We start from the raw sequence: 17,749 nt of genomic DNA, 5'->3' as shown, positions 1-17,749 counted from the left end.
ATCATCATCCGGCATTAATTCATTTGCATTTTCCATTATTGCTTGACTGAGTTTATGTAATTGCTCTTGATTAAGCTCTTTATCTAAAAAACTTATAAAAGCTTTTCTTTGTTTTTGCTTACTTGCAATGCTAAAAGCCTGCTGCATCTTTTGTAAAATCCTCAAATCAAAATTTTCGTTATCTATTTCTTGGATAACTAAATTTGCTAAATTATGTGATGCTTCATCACATAATTCTTCTCTTTCTAAGTTTCTTTGACCTAACCCGGAATAAACAGTGAATCCTGATTCTGTTTTTTGAGCTAATCTAGGATATTTTTCTTCAATTTCTATAGGTTTACTAATACAAGAGAGCATAATGTCTTTTAGCTTCATATAATTTATTCCTTAAATTCAAAAGACGTATTATATTTAGTTAAAAAAATATTAACAAGCACTTTATAAAAGATCAATATAAATTAATTTTTGTTAAGAGGGTGATGCAATAATGCTTTTTTTAGATGATTAGTTTGAAGATGAGTATATATTTGGGTCGTTGATATATCAGCATGGCCGAGTAGCTCTTGAATTACTCTTAAGTCTGCTCCGCCCTCAAGTAAATGACTTGCAAAGCTGTGGCGTAATATATGAGGAGAAATATGTTCAGGGTTAAGATTGGCATAAAGAGCAGCAGATTTTAACAGAATTGCAAAATTTTGCCTAGTCATATAACCTGCTAAAGCTGATGAGGGAAATAAATAAATTAGATTTTTTGGTTTAGCTTTATTCACAAAAATATCTCTAATTGCAAGATATTTAGCAATAGAGATAACTGCCTGTTCATTTATTATTATGACTCTTTCCTTATTACCTTTACCAAGTACCGAAAATATTTTTCTTACTTCTCCTTTAGATGTTTTATTAGTAAGAATATCGCTAAGTTTAAGACTCACAAGCTCCGAGACTCTAAGGCCGCTAGCATAAAGCAAATGAATCATCGCATTAAGCCTTATACCTTCAGGAGAATTATCTTGCGAGCAATATTCAAGTAGCGATTTAATTTGATCTATAGACAGTATTTCAGGAAGTTTATTTTGGTATTTCGGTAAATCTACGTTAAGAACCGGATTAAAGGCAGTATGATTTTCGCTAATTAAAAATTCATAGTAGCTTTTTATAGTTGAGATTTTTCTGTTGATTGAGCGTGCTTGTAAAGCATTACTTGTTAGATACTCAATCCAATCTCTAACATTTTCTGTGGTAATATTTAATTCGGATAATCTTTGTTTAGCAAGATAGTTTTGAAAATCGAATAGGTCACGCTTATAGCTAAGTATAGAATTTTTTGATAATGCTCGCTCGGCTAAGAGCATTTCTAGGAATTGCAAAATAAATTCCATAAGATTTTTTAATTTCTATAATGGAGGCCAGGGTCGGAATCGAACCGACGAATAGAGGATTTGCAGTCCACGGCATTACCACTTTGCTACCCAGCCTAGGTATCGTCCATTGCTAGGAGAAGCAAAGCCTCGACGTGGCAATCTCAGTAGTTTGTTATTATTTCATAAGATTGTCACGCTCCCTATGGTCGCTCGCAATGACGTTTTCAAAACACAGTAATACTACCAACATTCATCCAAAAAAGCAACTATTTTTATATTAAACTCCTAATCCTTGCAGGATATTTAAAACGATTTATCCTTCATCAAATTCAGGCACTGGCTAACGGAATCCACTATATCGTCATTTTTAATATGAGAAAAATTCAGTAATTCATTTAAAATTATGCTTGATTGTTTGGGTATTAGAACACTAGCTGATTGAAATAAAGGAACTACCGAGGCGCATCTTGTAACTTTATCGAGCCTTGGATTAATCCCAATCACGCTAATATTCTCGCCTAAACCCTATATCTTGAATCAATTGTTGACCGCTTGCTTTATCCTCGATTAATATAAATTTTGGCTGCTATTCTCTAGCTAATTTTTCCGTTATATTTTTAAGCTCAGGATAATTAATTTTTTTCCGTACTAATGATACTAGATAATATTTCTGATCAAAAATCCCCCATATAGTACAAACACGATAATCAAAATCTTTAGAAATTTTAATTGCCGTATCCCAGCTTTGCATAAAATAATCAAACTTCTCAGGTAGAATTTCATAAAAGCTAATATCCTCCATATTAAGCAAAGATGTCCCTAGCTATAGGTTCTTGTAAATATTGAGCATTATAATTATAGATACCTATTTCCTGCTCTAACTTTGCTAAGTAATCAGGAGGTTCTTTATAGCTATCTAAAATCTCACCGCTAAGATATTGATATTCTTTATTCATTAATTTAAAGGAGTAATCTTGAATGCTAATAGCTGGAATTTTCAAATAATGCCATGAATTGCTACTACTAAGTAGATAACCGGATAAATCATCTGTATGAAGAAGCTGTATAATTAGAACTATCGCTCCCTTATTACAATTATTTAGTCTATTCACAAAAGTTTGCTCAAACCAATCTATAATTTTCTTACGTATTTTATAAGAATGAATTTGTGTAGGATTATGAGGATCATCGATAATTAATATATTACCGCCCTCACCTGTTGCCAATCCTCCAACCGATGTTGCAAATCTAAAGCCGTTAGCTTTCGTTAAAAACTTACTTTTGTGATTATGGGTTTTACTAAGGATAGTATTTGGAAAAAGTTCCTTATACCAATCGGAATTTAAAATAAACCGGCAATCTAGTGAGTATTTAATGCTAAGTATTTGAGAATAGGTGGCAGTCATAATCCTTTTGGTGGGTTTAACCCCAAATAGATAAGCAGACCAAGCAACACTAACACAAATAGATTTTAAGCTCCTTGGCGGTATATTGATTATTAAACGATTAATATCACCGCTTTGCACGGCATTTAAATAATCGGTAATTATTCTTATATGTTGACTTGGGTAATACTCTGCTCCCTGATTAATAGTATTAAATACCTTAATGATAAAGCTATGAAAATCCTGCCGTAAAATAGAAATTCAGAATTCTTTAGAGTGGAGCATATAATAGTGTCATATAATGATTTACTGTCAGCCTGTGGCTTGACCACGGGGTCCATAAAAATAATAATAAAAAAAAGCCTGGATACCGTGGTCAAGCCACGGTATGACATATATCACAAATTATCATTGCCATTAATCCCCTATAGTATATAATTTTAAAAATAATATGTTTATTTATGAAGTTACTACGAATTGTTTTTATCACGATCATATGTGCTTACTCTTCTATATTTGCAGAAAATTTAGAGTCGGTTACTACAACTGAAGATATTGAAAATGATGTATTTATCCCGCTTGATGAAAATCATCCTATTCTAAATCCAAACGATAATATTAATAATAGTTCTGAATTTAAGAATTATACAAATGGTAAAATTATTGCATTAAATAAAATTACCGCTACTTCTGAAGAAATTAATTTTAAAGTCGGGGAAGAGAAATATTTCGGTAATATAAAAATCAAATTGCATAAATGTATAAAAAACCTTGATCCGTATAATGAAGATAATTATTTGTTGATGACCATAACGGAATATAAAATAGACGAAGATCCTAATTTACTCTTTCAAGGATGGATGATTTCTTCAAGCATTTCACTTTCAACATTTGAACACCCAATCTACGAAATTTTTGTTAAAGATTGTTTTTAATTGAAATGATAAATTATTTAACTTCAACTTTAATATTCCTAATTCCAAGCCTTGGAATGGTAGCGGGCTTATCGGTTGCAGCTACTGTTACAATTTTTTTGCTAATGTTATTTCTGCGAAGTATTAATCGTCATTGCGAGCGACTAAAAGGAGCGTGGCAATTTCATAAAGCAGGGCTCCTGAGATTGCTTCGTCAAAACTTACAGTTTTTCCTCGCAATGACAATAAAAACCGAACTATTATTCGTCGCTTGGTGCTTTATATCTTGTTTATTCGGAATTCATCCTATTAATAGCCTAGTTACTTTTGCTCAAGTTTTCATACTTTTATTTCTTGGATTTATAGTTAGTGATTCTGCTCTTTTCGGGAATCGCTTGCAGTTTAAAAAAGCTTTAATACTCGGAATTCTCACGGCAATATTATTATTCTTCATTGAATATTCTTCTCATGGTTTTTTAACAAGAATGTCCAAAACTAGTTTTGGCTTATATATGCTAGATCGAGGCTGTGCTTTACTTTCAATTACTTCTTGGGTAGCGATGATCATTTTACTCTCTAGCGGTAAAAGAAGACATGCATTAATGCTATATATATTAGTGCTTTATTTATTAAGTATTTCCGATAGTTTAGCAAGTTTTTTAGGCTTTAGTATAAGCGGAGTAATATTTATTTTAGCAAGAGTTATAAAGCCGATATTTTTCAAATTAATTGCAATAAGTTTAATTACCGGCTCGTTACTATTTCCAGTTATAGCTAAACAAATAGAACCACAAGATTTATCTGAAAAATATTTAGCTACACAACCTTCCGCTGCTCATCGTTTATTTATTTGGCATTTTGTTGCAAATAAAATCATCGAAAAACCGATTTTAGGCTATGGCTTTGCTTCTTCTAAATATATCAAAGTCAATAATAGTGCAATGATCAACTACAACGGAGAAAAATGGCATCCTTTGCCGCTACACCCTCATAATAATATATTACAAATTACTCTTGAACTCGGTACAATAGGTTTAATATTATTTTTATGCTTAGTTTATAAATATCTCAAACAAATTAGTAATCTCGAAAATAATAATTTCAAAGCAATTTCCTATGCATGTTTTATAAATTACTATATTATCAGCATGATTTCATATAATATTTGGCAAATATGGTGGATATCAAGCGGTATTTTGGTACTAGTGTTAATGAAATTACTAGTTAAACCTGATATTGTCGTTGATAATTGATGCTATTTGGTATAGATATAGAAATAAGTGTTTTATGTCATTCCCGCGTAGGCGGGAATGACATAAACCGCACTTATACTCATACAATAAAAACATATGCTACAAAACTCAGAGCTTTTACAAGAATATCTACCGATTGCTATATTTTTCGGTATTGCGGTATTGGTTTCCGGCTTAATAATGATTCTACCTAATCTATTATCAACAAAGAACTATAATAAAGATAAGCTAGAGCCTTATGAGTGTGGTTTTGAACCTTTTAGTGATGCAAGGTCAAAATTTGACATACGCTTTTACTTAGTTGCCATTTTATTTATCATATTTGACATTGAAATCGCATTTTTAGTGCCTTGGGCTATTAGCCTTAATATGATAGGTAAAATAGGCTTTTTCTCAATGATATTTTTCTTATTCGTACTTACTATCGGGTTCATATATGAATGGAAGAAAGGAGCTTTAGACTGGTAATTATATGAAACACAGTTTTTATCAAGAAGATGAATTATTAAATAATGGGCTTTCTAATAGAGGATTCTTACTCACTAAAGTTGACGACGTTATAGGCTGGGCGAGAGCTAATTCCTTATGGCCTATGACTTTTGGGCTTGCTTGTTGTGCTGTTGAGATGATGCAGGCAGCAGCAAGTAGATATGATATGGATCGCTTCGGTATGTTATTTAGACCAAGTCCAAGACAGTCCGACCTTATGATAGTTGCAGGAACACTTACTAACAAAATGGCACCAGCTCTACGTAAAGTATATGATCAGATGGCTGTGCCTAAATGGGTGCTTTCAATGGGTAGCTGTGCTAATGGCGGCGGCTATTATCATTTCTCCTATTCGGTAGTGCGTGGCTGTGATAGAATCGTACCTGTTGACGTATATGTCCCTGGCTGCCCTCCTACCGCCGAAGCATTAATTTACGGGCTTATGCAATTACAGAAAAAAATTAAACGCACTACAGGTTTTAAGTATGACGCTAGACAAACTCATTGAAAAACTTGCAGCTAAATCTAGCATTTTAATAACTCCGGTTATGGTTAAAGATTACCTAGCTTATAAAATCGAGCTGAATTTTTTATTACCGTTTTTAAAAGCTTTAAAAGAATCGGAAGCATTACGTTTTACCGTACTTACTGATTTATTTGGAGCTGATTTTCCTGAAAGAGATAAAAGATTTGAAGTAGTTTACAACTTATTAAGCTTAAAATTAAATAAGCGTCTTATAATAAAAGTATATATATCTGAAAAAGAAACTATACCTTCGGCAATGAATATATTTAGTACCGCTTGTTGGTATGAGCGTGAAGTGTACGATATGTACGGGGTAAATTTCGATGGCAATGACGATAAAAGACGGATACTAACCGATTATGAATTTGAGGGACATCCATTACGTAAAGATTTCCCGTTAACAGGTTATACACAAGTTAAATATGATGAGCAGCTAAAGAAAGTAGTTTATGAGCCGGTTAATTTAGATATAGAATATCGTGAGTTTGATTTTAGCTCTCATTGGCATAACCCGACTTACGTATTACCGGGGGATGAGAAGGCAGCCGATGTTATTCCCAAGAAAACAGAAGCTCGGAAATAGAATTACATCAAAACTGTCATTGCGAGGAGGGACATAGTCCCGACGCGGCAATCCAGGAAAGCAATCAGCTGTATATATTATTGCTAATAAATGAAACGGTACTATTTACATAGGAGTAATTTCTAATATTATCAAACGTATATATGAACACAAAAATAATACAACTAATGGGTTCAGTAAAAAATACGATTGTATAATGCTAGTATTTTATGAAATCCATGAAACTATGGATTCTGCAATAACTAGAGAAAAACAAATTAAATCAGACTCAAGAGCAAAAAAGCTTAATTTAATTGAGCCAATGAATGTAAATTGGAAAGATTTATATGATGAAATTATTTAACTGGATTGCCGCGTCGCTTCGCTCTTCGCAATGACAGTTTGGGTCTCCATGTAACAACACCTACTGCTTCTCTCAATGATGGATACTATGACTAACAACACAAAAACTATAACTCTAAATCTTGGTCCACAGCATCCGGCAACTCATGGAGTTTTAAGGTTAATTCTTGAGATGGACGGGGAAGTAGTAAACAACGCCGATCCTCATATTGGGTTACTGCATCGTGGTACGGAAAAGCTTATTGAGCATAAAACATATTTGCAGGCTATACCATATTTTGATCGCCTTGATTATGTTTCACCAATGTGCCAAGAACATGCGTTTGCTTTGGCAGTCGAGTCGTTATTAGAATGCGAAGTCCCACGAAGAGCTCAGTTTGTCAGGGTACTATTCTCAGAACTAACAAGAATTTTGAACCATACTTTGAATATTGGCAGCCAAGCTTTAGATATCGGTGCTACTACTCCTTTATTATGGCTTTTTGAAGAGCGAGAAAAAATTATGGAATTTTATGAGCGTGTTTCCGGCTCTCGTATGCATTCAAACTACTTCAGACCTGGAGGCGTTGCAGAAGATTTGCCTGACGGTTTACTTGAAGATATAGATAAGTTTATAAATCAGTTTCCTCCTAAACTTCATGATATTGAAAGTCTATTAAATGAAAATAGATTATGGAAACAGCGGCTAGTAGATATCGGCGTTGTGTCTCAAAAAGAGGCAATGGATTGGGGGTTTTCAGGACCGATGCTTAGAGGTTCAGGCATAGCTTGGGATTTACGCAAGTCAAACCCTTATGACGTTTATGATGAAATGGACTTTGAAGTACCAATTGGCAAAAACGGTGATTGTTACGACAGATATTTCGTTCGTATGCTTGAAATTTATGAATCTATTAAGATAATCAAGCAATGTATAGAGAAAATGCCGAAAGGTGCAGTTAAAACCGATGATCCTAAATTAACACCGCCGACAAGAGCCAAAATGAAAGAATCTATGGAAGCGATGATTCATCATTTTAAGCTCTATACGGAAGGATATGACGTACCCACCGGTGAGACTTATAAAGCAGTAGAAGCTCCTAAAGGCGAGTTTGGTGTATATTTATACTCGCAAGGAGTTAATAGACCTTACAGATGTCGTATTAAAGCACCCGGCTTTGCTCATTTGCAAGGACTAGATTTTATGTCTAAAGGTCATTTAATGGCAGATGTTATTACTATTATAGCTACGCTTGATATAGTATTTGGTGAGATAGATCGGTAGACTCGTTTACTACACTATTCATAATATTAGGAGTATATGAATACAAAAATTACAAATTTTACATTTGATAAGAAAAATTTAAATCTAGCAGAAGATATTATAAAAAAATATCCACCGGAAGGTAAAAGAAGTGCTATATTACCGCTGCTTGATTTAGCACAACGTCAAAATGGCGGTTGGCTACCCGTGCCTGCTATAGAATATGTCGCAAATATGCTAGAAATGCCTTATATACGAGCTTATGAAGTTGCAACTTTTTATACTATGTTTAACTTAAAGCGAGTTGGTAAATATCATATTCAAGTATGTACTACTACCCCTTGCTGGCTACGCGGTAGTGATGATATCATGAAAATTTGTGAAAAGAAATTAGGTATAAAACTCAAAGAAACCACAGAAGATCAAAAATTTACTTTAAGTGAGATAGAATGTTTAGGAGCATGCGTTAACGCTCCGGTCTTACAAATCAATGACGATTATTATGAAGATCTGACTCCAGAAAAAATGGAAAAACTAATAGATAAATTGCAAAATGAGTAAAATACTTTTATTAATAATTAAATTCTATCAATATTTCATTTCCCCGCTACTTGGCAATAATTGCCGATTTCATCCCTCCTGTTCTGAATATGCCAAAGAAGCTATAACAATACACGGCAGCACAAGAGGCTTGTGGCTTACCTTTAAAAGAATCATCAAATGCCAACCGTTTTGCAACGGTGGATATGATAATGTTCCAATCTCTATAAAAAATTATAAATCACTTAATAAAAAAATATAAATTATGTTTATTGTAAATCTTAAGTATAACAAAGAAATATTGATCAATGAAGGTGCAGCCCCTTCCTTCCGTTGAAAAATTTATTACGGAACATAGAAAATTTTTAAATACATGTTATGACAAAGGATATTTTATTTTATCAGGTCCTATATATCCAAGGATTGGAGGTATTATTTTAGCTAATATAGAAAAACTAAGTCAACTTAAAGATATATTAAGAGAAGATCCTTTTTATATAAACAATATAGCTGGATATGAAATTACTAACTTCACTCCTACAAAATGGCATAGCAACTTAAATATTTTTTTCAAAAACATGAATAAATTAATCCCATTACCTCGTGAATTTTTTACAAGAGATACTAACTTAGTAAGTACTGAGTTAATAGGTAAAGTCTTATATTTTCAAGATAAAACAGCCATCATTACAGAAACTGAAAGTTATATAGGGCAGGATGATCCTGCTTGCCATGCAGCACGAGGACGAACCAAAAGAACAGATGTAATGTTTGGTCCTGCCGGATTTAGCTATGTCTATTTAATTTACGGAATGTATTATTGTTTAAATTTCGTAACCGAGACTGAGGGTTTCCCTGCTGCAACATTAATAAGAGGTGTACATGTTATTTCACCTAATGATTTATATACTGCAGATACTTCAAAAGTTGGAAGTCAAATAAGCGGTGAGCCTGCACAGCGTATAAGAATCCAGCAATTTGGTGTACCAAATCTTAAAGTATCAAAGGTATATCTCAACGGTCCTGGTAAGTTATGCAAATATCTTGGCATTAATATCTCTCATAATAAATGCGATCTTATCAATAATAACGAATTTTTTGTCGGCGATATCGGCTTAAAACTCCCCTACTCTACTACTACCCGTATCGGTATTACCAAAGGCACGGATAAATTATGGCGTTATGTTGTTACAGATATCACTAATTTAATCTCTCAATTATAATGTATAGCCTTAATAAGGTCATATTGATTTACGGCGAAAGGACCTTTAAAAAGTTTATCTAATATAAATAATAAAAAAGCATTGATGATGAAGTGACACAAACTAAACCAACCAAAATCTTATGTAAATAAAGCTTGGTGCCAAGCATACAGACAAAAATTAAATTAAGCGGTCATTACACATATAACTATCCAATATTGAATATTTAAGGAAAAATAGGATATTTTAATCGTGTTATACCTTACGATATAAAGCTCTTTTATCTACTCAATGATTTCCTGCTTAGTAAATAGCTGCATTTGCTCGCTTGTTTTATAAGCTTGTAGTCGCTTATTAATATCTTGGAGGAAAATAAGAGCTTCATGAACGATTTTCTTGCCGTCTTTCATTAATTGCCATTCACGCTTGCATTACATCTTTGATATAATTTTTAATATCTAGATAAATTGCAGGTCTCATTTCATGGGGAAGCCAACCTACACTATCTACAAGCCTCATCAACACTATAGATTTTGCTGCCACCCATTCTTGTGCTTTATTAAAATGACCGAGTAAATAAATTAATACAAAACCGGTTGATACCACATACATACTACCGACTACAACCCAAAACCACCAAGACTTCTAAGCTCTTCTTTTTGAAAATTATTAGAAATAATGTATTTTGTTAATATAAACATCCAGCACAAAAACTCATCAAAACAATATTTATTATGATGAATAAAACAATATTAGGAACAGTGTAGATAAAGTCAATTATATGATTAAGCATAAGCATCGTAATTTTTACATTATGTCATTCCCACGAAAAACCTGCTTGCGTGTATCAGTTTTTTCGTCATTGCAAGCAAAGTTATGAAGTAATTGTATTACCGCATGTCAGGAATTTGTTATTATCTCATGAGATTACTACGCAGCATACAGCTGCTTGCAAAGCATTGTTGCGCGGGTACGAAGGTCGTCATTGCGAGAAGAAACTGTAAGTTTTGACTAAGCAACCCAGTTAAAAATTCTGATTTACAGAATTTTTTTAATTATTTTCTAGATTGCCACGTCGCTTCACTCTTCGCAATGACGACCTTCAGTATCCACGTGGGCAATACCTGCTCGCAATGACGACTTGGTATTCACGCAGGCAATGCCTTACAAGCTACACTTCCGTCTCTTCTAAGACCACCATAGAATCAGCAAGCTTAGTAATTTTTTCAATTTTTAACCGAGCTTCTTTTAGCTTTTTCTCACAATGATTCTTAAGTAAAATACCTCTTTCAAAGCTATTAACTGCCATCTCTAGACTCTCTTGTCCGTTATCTATTTTCTTAACAATTTCTTCAAGCTCTTGTAAAGCTTCTTCAAAGCTAATATTTTCTTCTAAAGTTTTAGTATTAGTCATTTATTTTTATTTTTTAATGGTTATCTGTAGTAGTGTTGTTGTCAGTTATTTGTGGTATCAGTAATTTTTTTAGCTCACTACTATCAAACGTTTTCTTAGGAGCAAAAATACTACCTTGCATTTTTATATTAAGATGTGCCAAACTATCTTTATCGGAACTCGTATTTGAGGTATTTAACTTAACAAGCCTTGCTGGTACGTAAAATGATAAAATACTAGATGCATCCATATCAAAATTATATATATTAACTGCAAGAGAGGCCGCACCTCTACTATATTGTGTTGCAAATTTTACTTGCTTTAAAAGGGCAATGCCTTTTTGTAGTTCAATATCACCTCTTATACCTCTAACATTTTCTTGTCCTGTGGTTATAGCACTATTTATATCTTTATCTAAATTTTGTACCTTATAATCAGCTGTATTAATTTTTTCTATAAAAGAATCAATTGCAAAATTATTAATATCTATATTGTTTATAGCAAATTGTGATTTTGTAGTAAGGTTATATAGCTGGCTTTGAAGAGTGTTACCGTTAGTCCCTAAACTGCCGCTTACACTTACTTCTCCGCTACTTGCAGTAAATATTTTAGGCATAAGAGCCGAAACTTTATCTAAATCTATTGTATTTAAAGCATATACGAAATTTATAGAATAAGGTTCCAATAAAATATTGCCGCTACCTTGAAGCTTGCCGCCTAATAATTCTGCTTCAATATTATTAAATTGTAATAGATTATTATTATTTGCTACATAAAATTTAACATTTTTCAATATTAAATTATTCTGTGATAATGTTGATAATGTCCCGTAAAATTGCAATATAGTTTTATCTAAACTATATTCATTTATTAATTTATTTCTTAAATTAAGCATTCCTGCCGGTGATAATAAATCAGTAGTAAGATTACCATCCTTAATTTCTACGGTCAAAGACGGTAATACACTCGAAGCATCCAAGTTCCAGCTAGTTGATAAATAGCTACCCACGGTTTTAAAATCTAAATTACTAATTTTTATATTAGCTGGTACGATTTTAGCAAGCAAATTCATTTTGTCAAATACATGATCGTTATACTTAACACTATCTATCAAAATATCTAAATTAGCTAAATATCCTATTGTTCTAATAGGAATAAATTTACTTGGATAATCTAAAGTTTTCATATCTTTAGTTAAATTTTTTGTAAATTCGATAAGAGGCGAAATTATTGGATACGTCCTACCGCTTAAGTCAAGCGAAGATATATTAAGCGTAGCATCTAAACGAGGTGTTTGAGCAATAAATTTACTAGAGAAATTTCCTGATAAAGTTAAATGATCTGTTTTAAGTAATAAATTTTTAAAAAATAAATCTATTAAAGTGAGTTTTAAATCCGACGACAAGCTAAAAGGAATAGCTTCTTTAATAGTAACATCATTAAATCCTAAAATATTCAGTAACGAATTTATATCATTGTGCTTTAAATATAGCTGTCCATCAAACATACTTCTAACAGTATTCTGTGTTACATTACCTGTAAGCTTAAATTCTCCACCTGACTTAATATTACCTGAAAGTTCATTGATATTTAAAGTATCCTGTGATAAGTTAGAAGAAAAAACTATTTTTTCTAGTGCTTCATTACTACTTAAAATTATTTCGTTAATTGCTATGTCTGCTTTAAGTAATTTATCAGCAAAAATAAATCTAATATTTGAAGGAGAATTATTAAATGTTACCTCTGCATTTGGAGAAATTAACGAACTTAGATCTATTTTAGGAAAATCTAATTTCACATTAGTAGTAATATTATCATTTTTAGCAATGTTAACAAATCCATTACCTGTAATAAAAGAGGAGGCTATTGCTATATCTTTTAGCTCTATTGCATCTTCATTATTTGAAATATTAAATTTAATATTTACTTCCTCATTGTGACTAATTTTATTAAAAATATGGTTTAAATCTGGTAATATATTATACATTACCGATGCTAAATTTTTAATCTGATATTCACCGCTACCGCTAGTAAGCTTAAAATCTTTGTAAATTTGCGATAGCTTAAAACCATAATCATTATTATCAATATCAAGACTAAAATCTATTATATCATCATGTTTATTAATTGAAACTGAAATTTCACCTATATAGTTACTTGTAGTTTTAAATATGTAATTAGACGATAAAGCATTTTCTTTTTTTAATATACAATTATTAAAATTTAAAATAGAATAATCTTGTTTATTAATAATACTTAGATTAGTAACATTTAGATTTAAATTTTGTAATTTATATTTAAAGAAATTCTTTATTAACTCTTCATTATTGTAAATATTTAATACATTAGAATTAGAATAAAACTTAGCATCTAATATGTCTATTTTATTAATTTTAGGATTAAATTTTATAAGCGACCACAACGAAAAATGCATTTTAATCTGCTCTAAATCTAATTCTCCTCCTTCCTTTATCGTCTCAATAATTAAATAGGGCAAAGGAAATTTATTCATCTTGATTTTGCCAATATTTTCTTTTGCAATTCCTAAATGACTGGTAAAATTATTAGTAACCGAATTATAGTTAACAAACGATAATGCAGCCAAAATTATAAATAACAATAATAAGAAACAAATTATGATGCCGGCAGCTATTTTTTGTATCATGTCTATAAAAAGTTTTTAAATATATTATTATATAATTATCAAAATTTAAAGGCAAATTAATGAATTCTTTAGAAAATTTAATTTTAGTCGGTGTAATAAAATCATGTCATGGAATTAAAGGTCATGTAATTTTAAAATCTTTTACCGAACCTGCTACCAAAATACTTGCAAGACATTTAGTAAATGAGTCAGGAGAAGATATACATATTAAGCTAATTAGCCAAAATGCCAAAGGAGGATTAATTTGTAGATTTAATGATATAACTACTAGAAATGAAGCAGAAAACTTAAAAGGCTATAAAATATTTTGCTTAAGAGCAAGCTTACCGGAACCGGAAAAAGATGAATTTTATATAGCGGATTTAAATCATTTACCTGTATTAGACCAAAATCATAAAGAAATAGGCAAAATTAAAAATATTCTTAACTTTGGTGCCGGCGATATAATTGAAATAGAATTTTTAGATCAAACAACTGAGTTATTACCTTTCAATAAAGAGTTTTTTCCTGTTATAACTAAAGATTATGTGACTTTAAATTATCCAAGAGGAGTTTAAATACTTAAATTTTTGAAGCTGTTTTTGTAATTCTCCAATATTCTTTTTTGTAAAACCGGTAAATTTAATAATTTCGTCTAAAGGCTTGTTCTTGCTTAACATTCTTTTTGCCATCTCTGCTAATTTCATTTCACCGATATTTATTCCTTCTGGCCTACCTTTTTCTATGCCTTTTAGCTCCCAACTACGTGCTATACTTACCATAATTTCCTCTTCTACTTACAGGGTTTAAATGTGATTTATTTCTATTCCTATTATATTATTTTGACTAATTTGGGCAAAGTATAACATAAAATTAATTCTATATAATCAATGCCGATATTAACTAATTCTATGTCATTCCCGTGAAAAGCGGAGCATTGTTGCATGGATCAGAAAACCTACTCGCTGTCATCCCGTGGGCCTGACCACAGGATCTCAAAAACAACTAAAAATACTAACAATTTTAGTATTTTAAACTGGATCCCGCGATCAAGTCGTGGGATAACATCTGGTAATACTTAATTGAGTAAATTATATGAATTTGACAATTAAGTCTTAGATACTATAATCAATATATGTATATAAATAGAAGGTTAAGCTCTATGCCTAAAAATTTCAAATACTCACTTATTATATTTATAAGTATAATATTGTTATTGATTGTTATTCCTTTCTTTATTCCTTTAGATAATTATAAAGGAGTAATAATAGATAAAGTTAAAGAGGCTACCAATAGAGATTTAACTATTAACGGCGATATAAAATTATCTTTACTACCGAATCCCGCAATATCTCTCTCAGAAATTAAATTATCATCAATAAACGGTACAAAAGAACCTCATCTAGTTTCCGTTGAAAGTGCTAAAGCATCATTGCGGCTTTTTCCTCTTTTGAGAGGAGCAATTGAAGTAGCTTCTATAGAGTTGCAAAAACCGATGATAAATCTAGAAGTCTTGAATAACGGACAAAAAAATTGGCAGTTTGCTACATCTAATAATAAGCCTAAAGAAAATAATGTTAGTTATGCAGAATCTACTAATACTAAAACTGAATTAGAACTTCCCATTTTGATTAGTCATTTTAAAATTATAGACGGTAAAGTAATATATATAGAAAAAAATAGTGAGAAAATATTTAACGATATTAATTTAGAGACTAAAATTAAAAGCCTTAAAGGTCCTATAGATTTTACTTTAGCTTTAAAGGCTTTGCAGCAGCAGATTAATATAGAGGGAAATATTGAAGAACTCAGACAAATAATTCCGTTAAGTGCTAATATTAATCTTGCCGGTGAAAAAATTAAAATCAAAGGAAATTTTGATAGTGAAAATCATTCTTTTATAGGTAAAGCAAATATTAAAGGTCATACTAAAACTTTAGGTATGCCTGCTGATTTACAAAATGACTACGAGCTAACTACGACAATTACTGCCGATAATAAAAATGTAACTATTAGAGATGCTAGACTTAATTATACAAATATAAAATTACTAGCAAATGCAAATTATGATATAGAGCATAATAACCTAAAATCAAATATTATTGTAAATCCAGGTAACATTATAACCGAAATTAGCTCTAATTTAGATAAGACAAATATTATGCTACAAGCTGATAGTTTAAAACCTATACTTGATGCTTTAAAGCTAAAGACCGATAAATTACCGCCTATTATTAACCAAAAACTTATACTTACTTCTAATGTAATTAGTAATTCTCAAACAATAAAATTACAAAATATTAGTTTATCGGTTGCAAATAGTAATCTAACCGGAGATATTGAGCTTAAAAACTTGGCTCAAGATATAACTATTTCTCATAATCTAAAAATTAATAATTTTGAGTCGTTTATGTCTCCCATGGGAGTAAGTAATTTAAGCAAGATTGGAGTATTGCAGTTAAACGGGGTAGTACAAAAAGTTAAAGATACTTTCCATATTAATAATAAAATATCTGCTTTTAATACTAATATATCTATTAAAGGTGCTATTAATTTAGCATCCCAGAAACCAAATTTCAATCTTAACTTATACAGTCCGTTAGTTAATTTGGATAAAATTCTTGCAAGCCATCGCCCTACTCCTGCTTTAAATAAAACTAGTAGTCCTGCTAATCAAAATATAGCTACAGCTAACAATAATTCTCCTTGGTCAAACAATCCTATTAACTTAGGGTTTTTAAATGAAATTGAAGGACAATTATCCGCAAATATTGATAAATTAACTCACGACTCATTAATCATAAATAATTTAAAAGCAAAATTAAATCTCATCAGCGGTAAGCTAAATATTACTTCAGTTAATGCAAGCATTTACGGTGGCGAACTAAGTAGCACCGGTTATGTGAGTTCAGGAAAAGAGCAAGACGCTGTAATCAAAATCGATTTAAAAAATGCCTATCTCAAAAATTTAACTCCACAATCAGGTAAAATAAAAATAACTGATGGGCGACTAAGCTTTAAAGCCGATCTTACTTCTCGCGGTAATAGCATTTATACATATGTTAATAATCTAAATGGACAATTTAACGTAAATAGCGATAACGGGAAAATAAGCGGATTTGATTTAAACCGAATCGCAGATGCGGTGGGTAATGCTAAAAATACCGAAGGAGTATTACGACTTATTAACAGTTCCTTTAGCGGAGGATCTACATCTTTCAAAAATTTAATGGCCAGTGGAAATATAACGCAAGGCAAACTTAATTTAAATGAATGTAGTTTAGATGCTTCACCTGCTAAAGCAAATGCAAACGGTCAAATTAACTTACCGCAATATATGATGGAGATTAGTGCAAGCGTTACTATTGCGGACTTACCACCTATAGCTGTTAAATTATACGGATTTATAAATAATCCGCAGCATAAGCTAGATATTCAGGCTCTTCAAACTTATTTAGTTAACAACGTATTTAATAGCGTTATTAAAGATCTAAAAAGCGGTGAGAAAAAACCTGAAAATATTATTAAAGATGCTTTAGGTCTTAGAAAGAAAAAAGATACAAATGCAGAGGAACAAAGTAGCTCTCTGCAGGAAAACAAACAAGCAGATCCTATAAATAAACTACTACAAAAAGGATTGAAAAAACTGTTTTGATGTGACCGTCACGGGTGTTGTGTGACTTATTATCCCTCTCTGTGATCCCGTGTGTGTAACTAAATATCTTTCAGATAAACCTCATTTATTCGGCTTTGTTGCGTGGCTCAATGTCATTCACACATAGGCGTGAATCCAGTAATCCTTAATGTCAGCACGTGGCTTACCACGAGGTCCAAGCTTTTATTTTTTCCTAGATCCCGTGAATAAATCACGGGA

The 17,749-nt window shown here is 31.6% G+C and carries 21 protein-coding genes, 1 tRNA gene and 2 pseudogenes; 14 read left to right on the top strand and 10 right to left on the bottom strand.

The window, feature by feature from the left end:
• From A452_RS0102240 to A452_RS11835, 5 genes and pseudogenes are all read right to left on the bottom strand, one after another.
• Positions 1–375 (bottom strand): annotated as a pseudogene (locus tag A452_RS0102240) (DUF5410 family protein); the annotation flags it as partial.
• 83 nt (positions 376–458) lie between these two features.
• Positions 459–1,379: a site-specific tyrosine recombinase XerD gene (locus A452_RS0102235; RefSeq protein ID WP_014412882.1), complete on the bottom strand. Its 921-nt coding sequence runs from the start codon at positions 1,377–1,379 to the stop codon at positions 459–461.
• Between the two features lie 21 nt (positions 1,380–1,400).
• Positions 1,401–1,475: transfer RNA gene (locus A452_RS0102230), tRNA-Cys, on the bottom strand.
• Positions 1,476–1,947: 472 nt separating this feature from the next.
• A complete protein-coding gene (locus A452_RS11840; RefSeq protein ID WP_231289954.1) occupies positions 1,948–2,172 on the bottom strand; it encodes a hypothetical protein in 225 nt (74 codons plus the stop codon).
• A complete protein-coding gene (locus A452_RS11835) occupies positions 2,165–2,887 on the bottom strand; it encodes a hypothetical protein (RefSeq protein WP_231289955.1) in 723 nt (240 codons plus the stop codon). The genes A452_RS11840 and A452_RS11835 overlap by 8 nt, the downstream gene beginning before the upstream one ends.
• Positions 2,888–3,207: 320 nt before the next feature.
• On the opposite strand from A452_RS11835, the gene A452_RS0102220 reads away from it, so the two are divergent.
• The 11 genes and pseudogenes from A452_RS0102220 to A452_RS0102180 all read left to right on the top strand — a co-directional run bounded on the left by A452_RS0102220 (position 3,208) and on the right by A452_RS0102180 (position 9,859).
• Entirely contained in the window at positions 3,208–3,681 is a 474-nt protein-coding gene (locus A452_RS0102220; RefSeq protein WP_014412883.1) for a DUF2155 domain-containing protein, read from the top strand.
• Positions 3,682–3,689: 8 nt separating this feature from the next.
• Positions 3,690–4,913: an O-antigen ligase family protein gene (locus A452_RS0102215; protein WP_025999548.1), complete on the top strand. Its 1,224-nt coding sequence runs from the start codon at positions 3,690–3,692 to the stop codon at positions 4,911–4,913.
• Positions 4,914–5,009: 96 nt separating this feature from the next.
• On the top strand, positions 5,010–5,381 hold the full coding sequence (locus tag A452_RS0102210) for an NADH-quinone oxidoreductase subunit A (protein WP_014412885.1): 372 nt from the start codon (positions 5,010–5,012) through the stop codon (positions 5,379–5,381).
• 4 nt (positions 5,382–5,385) lie between these two features.
• Entirely contained in the window at positions 5,386–5,910 is a 525-nt protein-coding gene (locus A452_RS0102205; RefSeq protein ID WP_014412886.1) for a NuoB/complex I 20 kDa subunit family protein, read from the top strand.
• A complete protein-coding gene (locus tag A452_RS0102200; protein ID WP_014412887.1) occupies positions 5,888–6,511 on the top strand; it encodes an NADH-quinone oxidoreductase subunit C in 624 nt (207 codons plus the stop codon). The genes A452_RS0102205 and A452_RS0102200 overlap by 23 nt, the downstream gene beginning before the upstream one ends.
• Positions 6,512–6,614: 103 nt before the next feature.
• Positions 6,615–6,854 carry a GIY-YIG nuclease family protein gene (locus tag A452_RS08035; protein ID WP_338009658.1) on the top strand — a complete coding sequence of 80 codons (240 nt, stop codon included), beginning with the start codon at positions 6,615–6,617 and terminating at the stop codon, positions 6,852–6,854.
• A gap of 87 nt (positions 6,855–6,941) precedes the next feature.
• Complete coding sequence (gene nuoD, locus A452_RS0102190) at positions 6,942–8,117, top strand: NADH dehydrogenase (quinone) subunit D (RefSeq protein WP_014412889.1); 1,176 nt, start codon at positions 6,942–6,944, stop codon at positions 8,115–8,117.
• Between the two features lie 36 nt (positions 8,118–8,153).
• Positions 8,154–8,657, top strand: coding sequence for an NADH-quinone oxidoreductase subunit NuoE (gene nuoE / locus A452_RS0102185; protein ID WP_014412890.1), 504 nt, complete (start codon positions 8,154–8,156; stop codon positions 8,655–8,657).
• Positions 8,650–8,898, top strand: a complete 249-nt coding sequence (gene yidD, locus A452_RS09480; protein WP_014412891.1) for a membrane protein insertion efficiency factor YidD — start codon at positions 8,650–8,652, stop codon at positions 8,896–8,898. Before nuoE ends, yidD begins: the two co-directional genes overlap by 8 nt.
• 46 nt (positions 8,899–8,944) lie before the next feature.
• Positions 8,945–9,109: pseudogene (locus tag A452_RS12745) on the top strand (YciI family protein); the annotation flags it as partial.
• Positions 9,110–9,214: 105 nt separating this feature from the next.
• A complete protein-coding gene (locus A452_RS0102180; protein ID WP_025999547.1) occupies positions 9,215–9,859 on the top strand; it encodes a DNA-3-methyladenine glycosylase in 645 nt (214 codons plus the stop codon).
• 263 nt (positions 9,860–10,122) lie between these two features.
• Here A452_RS0102180 and A452_RS12950 read toward each other — a convergent pair whose 3' ends face one another.
• The 4 genes from A452_RS12950 to A452_RS0102160 form a co-directional block, all read right to left on the bottom strand.
• Complete coding sequence (locus tag A452_RS12950; RefSeq protein WP_269208707.1) at positions 10,123–10,248, bottom strand: hypothetical protein; 126 nt, start codon at positions 10,246–10,248, stop codon at positions 10,123–10,125.
• Between the two features lie 10 nt (positions 10,249–10,258).
• Positions 10,259–10,450, bottom strand: coding sequence for a hypothetical protein (locus A452_RS12945; protein WP_025999546.1), 192 nt, complete (start codon positions 10,448–10,450; stop codon positions 10,259–10,261).
• Between the two features lie 559 nt (positions 10,451–11,009).
• A complete protein-coding gene (locus A452_RS0102165) occupies positions 11,010–11,252 on the bottom strand; it encodes an exodeoxyribonuclease VII small subunit (RefSeq protein ID WP_014412893.1) in 243 nt (80 codons plus the stop codon).
• A 13-nt stretch (positions 11,253–11,265) separates the two neighbouring features.
• Positions 11,266–13,896 (bottom strand): AsmA-like C-terminal region-containing protein, encoded by a 2,631-nt coding sequence (locus A452_RS0102160; RefSeq protein WP_014412894.1) that lies wholly within the window; start codon positions 13,894–13,896, stop codon positions 11,266–11,268.
• Positions 13,897–13,955: 59 nt separating this feature from the next.
• Between A452_RS0102160 and rimM the strand changes: the two genes are divergently transcribed.
• Positions 13,956–14,453 (top strand): ribosome maturation factor RimM, encoded by a 498-nt coding sequence (gene rimM / locus A452_RS0102155; RefSeq protein ID WP_014412895.1) that lies wholly within the window; start codon positions 13,956–13,958, stop codon positions 14,451–14,453.
• Here the strand turns inward: rimM and A452_RS0102150 are convergent.
• Positions 14,430–14,657, bottom strand: a complete 228-nt coding sequence (locus tag A452_RS0102150) for a hypothetical protein (RefSeq protein ID WP_014412896.1) — start codon at positions 14,655–14,657, stop codon at positions 14,430–14,432. The two genes, rimM and A452_RS0102150, sit on opposite strands and share 24 nt — an antisense overlap.
• A 162-nt stretch (positions 14,658–14,819) precedes the next feature.
• On the opposite strand from A452_RS0102150, the gene A452_RS11050 reads away from it, so the two are divergent.
• Positions 14,820–14,957: a proline/betaine transporter gene (locus A452_RS11050; protein ID WP_162828818.1), complete on the top strand. Its 138-nt coding sequence runs from the start codon at positions 14,820–14,822 to the stop codon at positions 14,955–14,957.
• 80 nt (positions 14,958–15,037) lie between these two features.
• Entirely contained in the window at positions 15,038–17,530 is a 2,493-nt protein-coding gene (locus A452_RS0102145; RefSeq protein ID WP_025999545.1) for an AsmA family protein, read from the top strand.
• Positions 17,531–17,749 lie beyond the last annotated feature (219 nt).

The organism is Rickettsia australis str. Phillips, from assembly GCF_000273745.1.
Classification (GTDB): Bacteria; Pseudomonadota; Alphaproteobacteria; order Rickettsiales; family Rickettsiaceae; genus Rickettsia; species Rickettsia australis.
The sequence above is the reverse complement of the archived record's forward strand: the minus strand, read 5'-3'. Positions and strand labels throughout refer to the sequence as shown.

Coding starts and splice junctions, on each gene's coding strand:
- rimM (WP_014412895.1), top strand. CDS start 13,956: ATGAATTCTTTAGAAAATTTAATTTTAGTCGGTGTAATAAAATCATGT.
- A452_RS0102145 (WP_025999545.1), top strand. CDS start 15,038: ATGCCTAAAAATTTCAAATACTCACTTATTATATTTATAAGTATAATA.
- A452_RS0102220 (WP_014412883.1), top strand. CDS start 3,208: ATGAAGTTACTACGAATTGTTTTTATCACGATCATATGTGCTTACTCT.
- A452_RS0102210 (WP_014412885.1), top strand. CDS start 5,010: ATGCTACAAAACTCAGAGCTTTTACAAGAATATCTACCGATTGCTATA.
- yidD (WP_014412891.1), top strand. CDS start 8,650: ATGAGTAAAATACTTTTATTAATAATTAAATTCTATCAATATTTCATT.
- A452_RS0102165 (WP_014412893.1), bottom strand. CDS start 11,252: ATGACTAATACTAAAACTTTAGAAGAAAATATTAGCTTTGAAGAAGCT.
- nuoE (WP_014412890.1), top strand. CDS start 8,154: ATGAATACAAAAATTACAAATTTTACATTTGATAAGAAAAATTTAAAT.
- A452_RS12950 (WP_269208707.1), bottom strand. CDS start 10,248: ATGAAAGACGGCAAGAAAATCGTTCATGAAGCTCTTATTTTCCTCCAA.
- A452_RS0102200 (WP_014412887.1), top strand. CDS start 5,888: ATGACGCTAGACAAACTCATTGAAAAACTTGCAGCTAAATCTAGCATT.
- nuoD (WP_014412889.1), top strand. CDS start 6,942: ATGACTAACAACACAAAAACTATAACTCTAAATCTTGGTCCACAGCAT.
- A452_RS0102160 (WP_014412894.1), bottom strand. CDS start 13,896: ATGATACAAAAAATAGCTGCCGGCATCATAATTTGTTTCTTATTATTG.
- A452_RS11050 (WP_162828818.1), top strand. CDS start 14,820: ATGGATCAGAAAACCTACTCGCTGTCATCCCGTGGGCCTGACCACAGG.
- A452_RS12945 (WP_025999546.1), bottom strand. CDS start 10,450: ATGTATGTGGTATCAACCGGTTTTGTATTAATTTATTTACTCGGTCAT.
- A452_RS0102205 (WP_014412886.1), top strand. CDS start 5,386: ATGAAACACAGTTTTTATCAAGAAGATGAATTATTAAATAATGGGCTT.
- A452_RS0102150 (WP_014412896.1), bottom strand. CDS start 14,657: ATGGTAAGTATAGCACGTAGTTGGGAGCTAAAAGGCATAGAAAAAGGT.
- A452_RS0102235 (WP_014412882.1), bottom strand. CDS start 1,379: ATGGAATTTATTTTGCAATTCCTAGAAATGCTCTTAGCCGAGCGAGCA.
- A452_RS0102180 (WP_025999547.1), top strand. CDS start 9,215: ATGAATAAATTAATCCCATTACCTCGTGAATTTTTTACAAGAGATACT.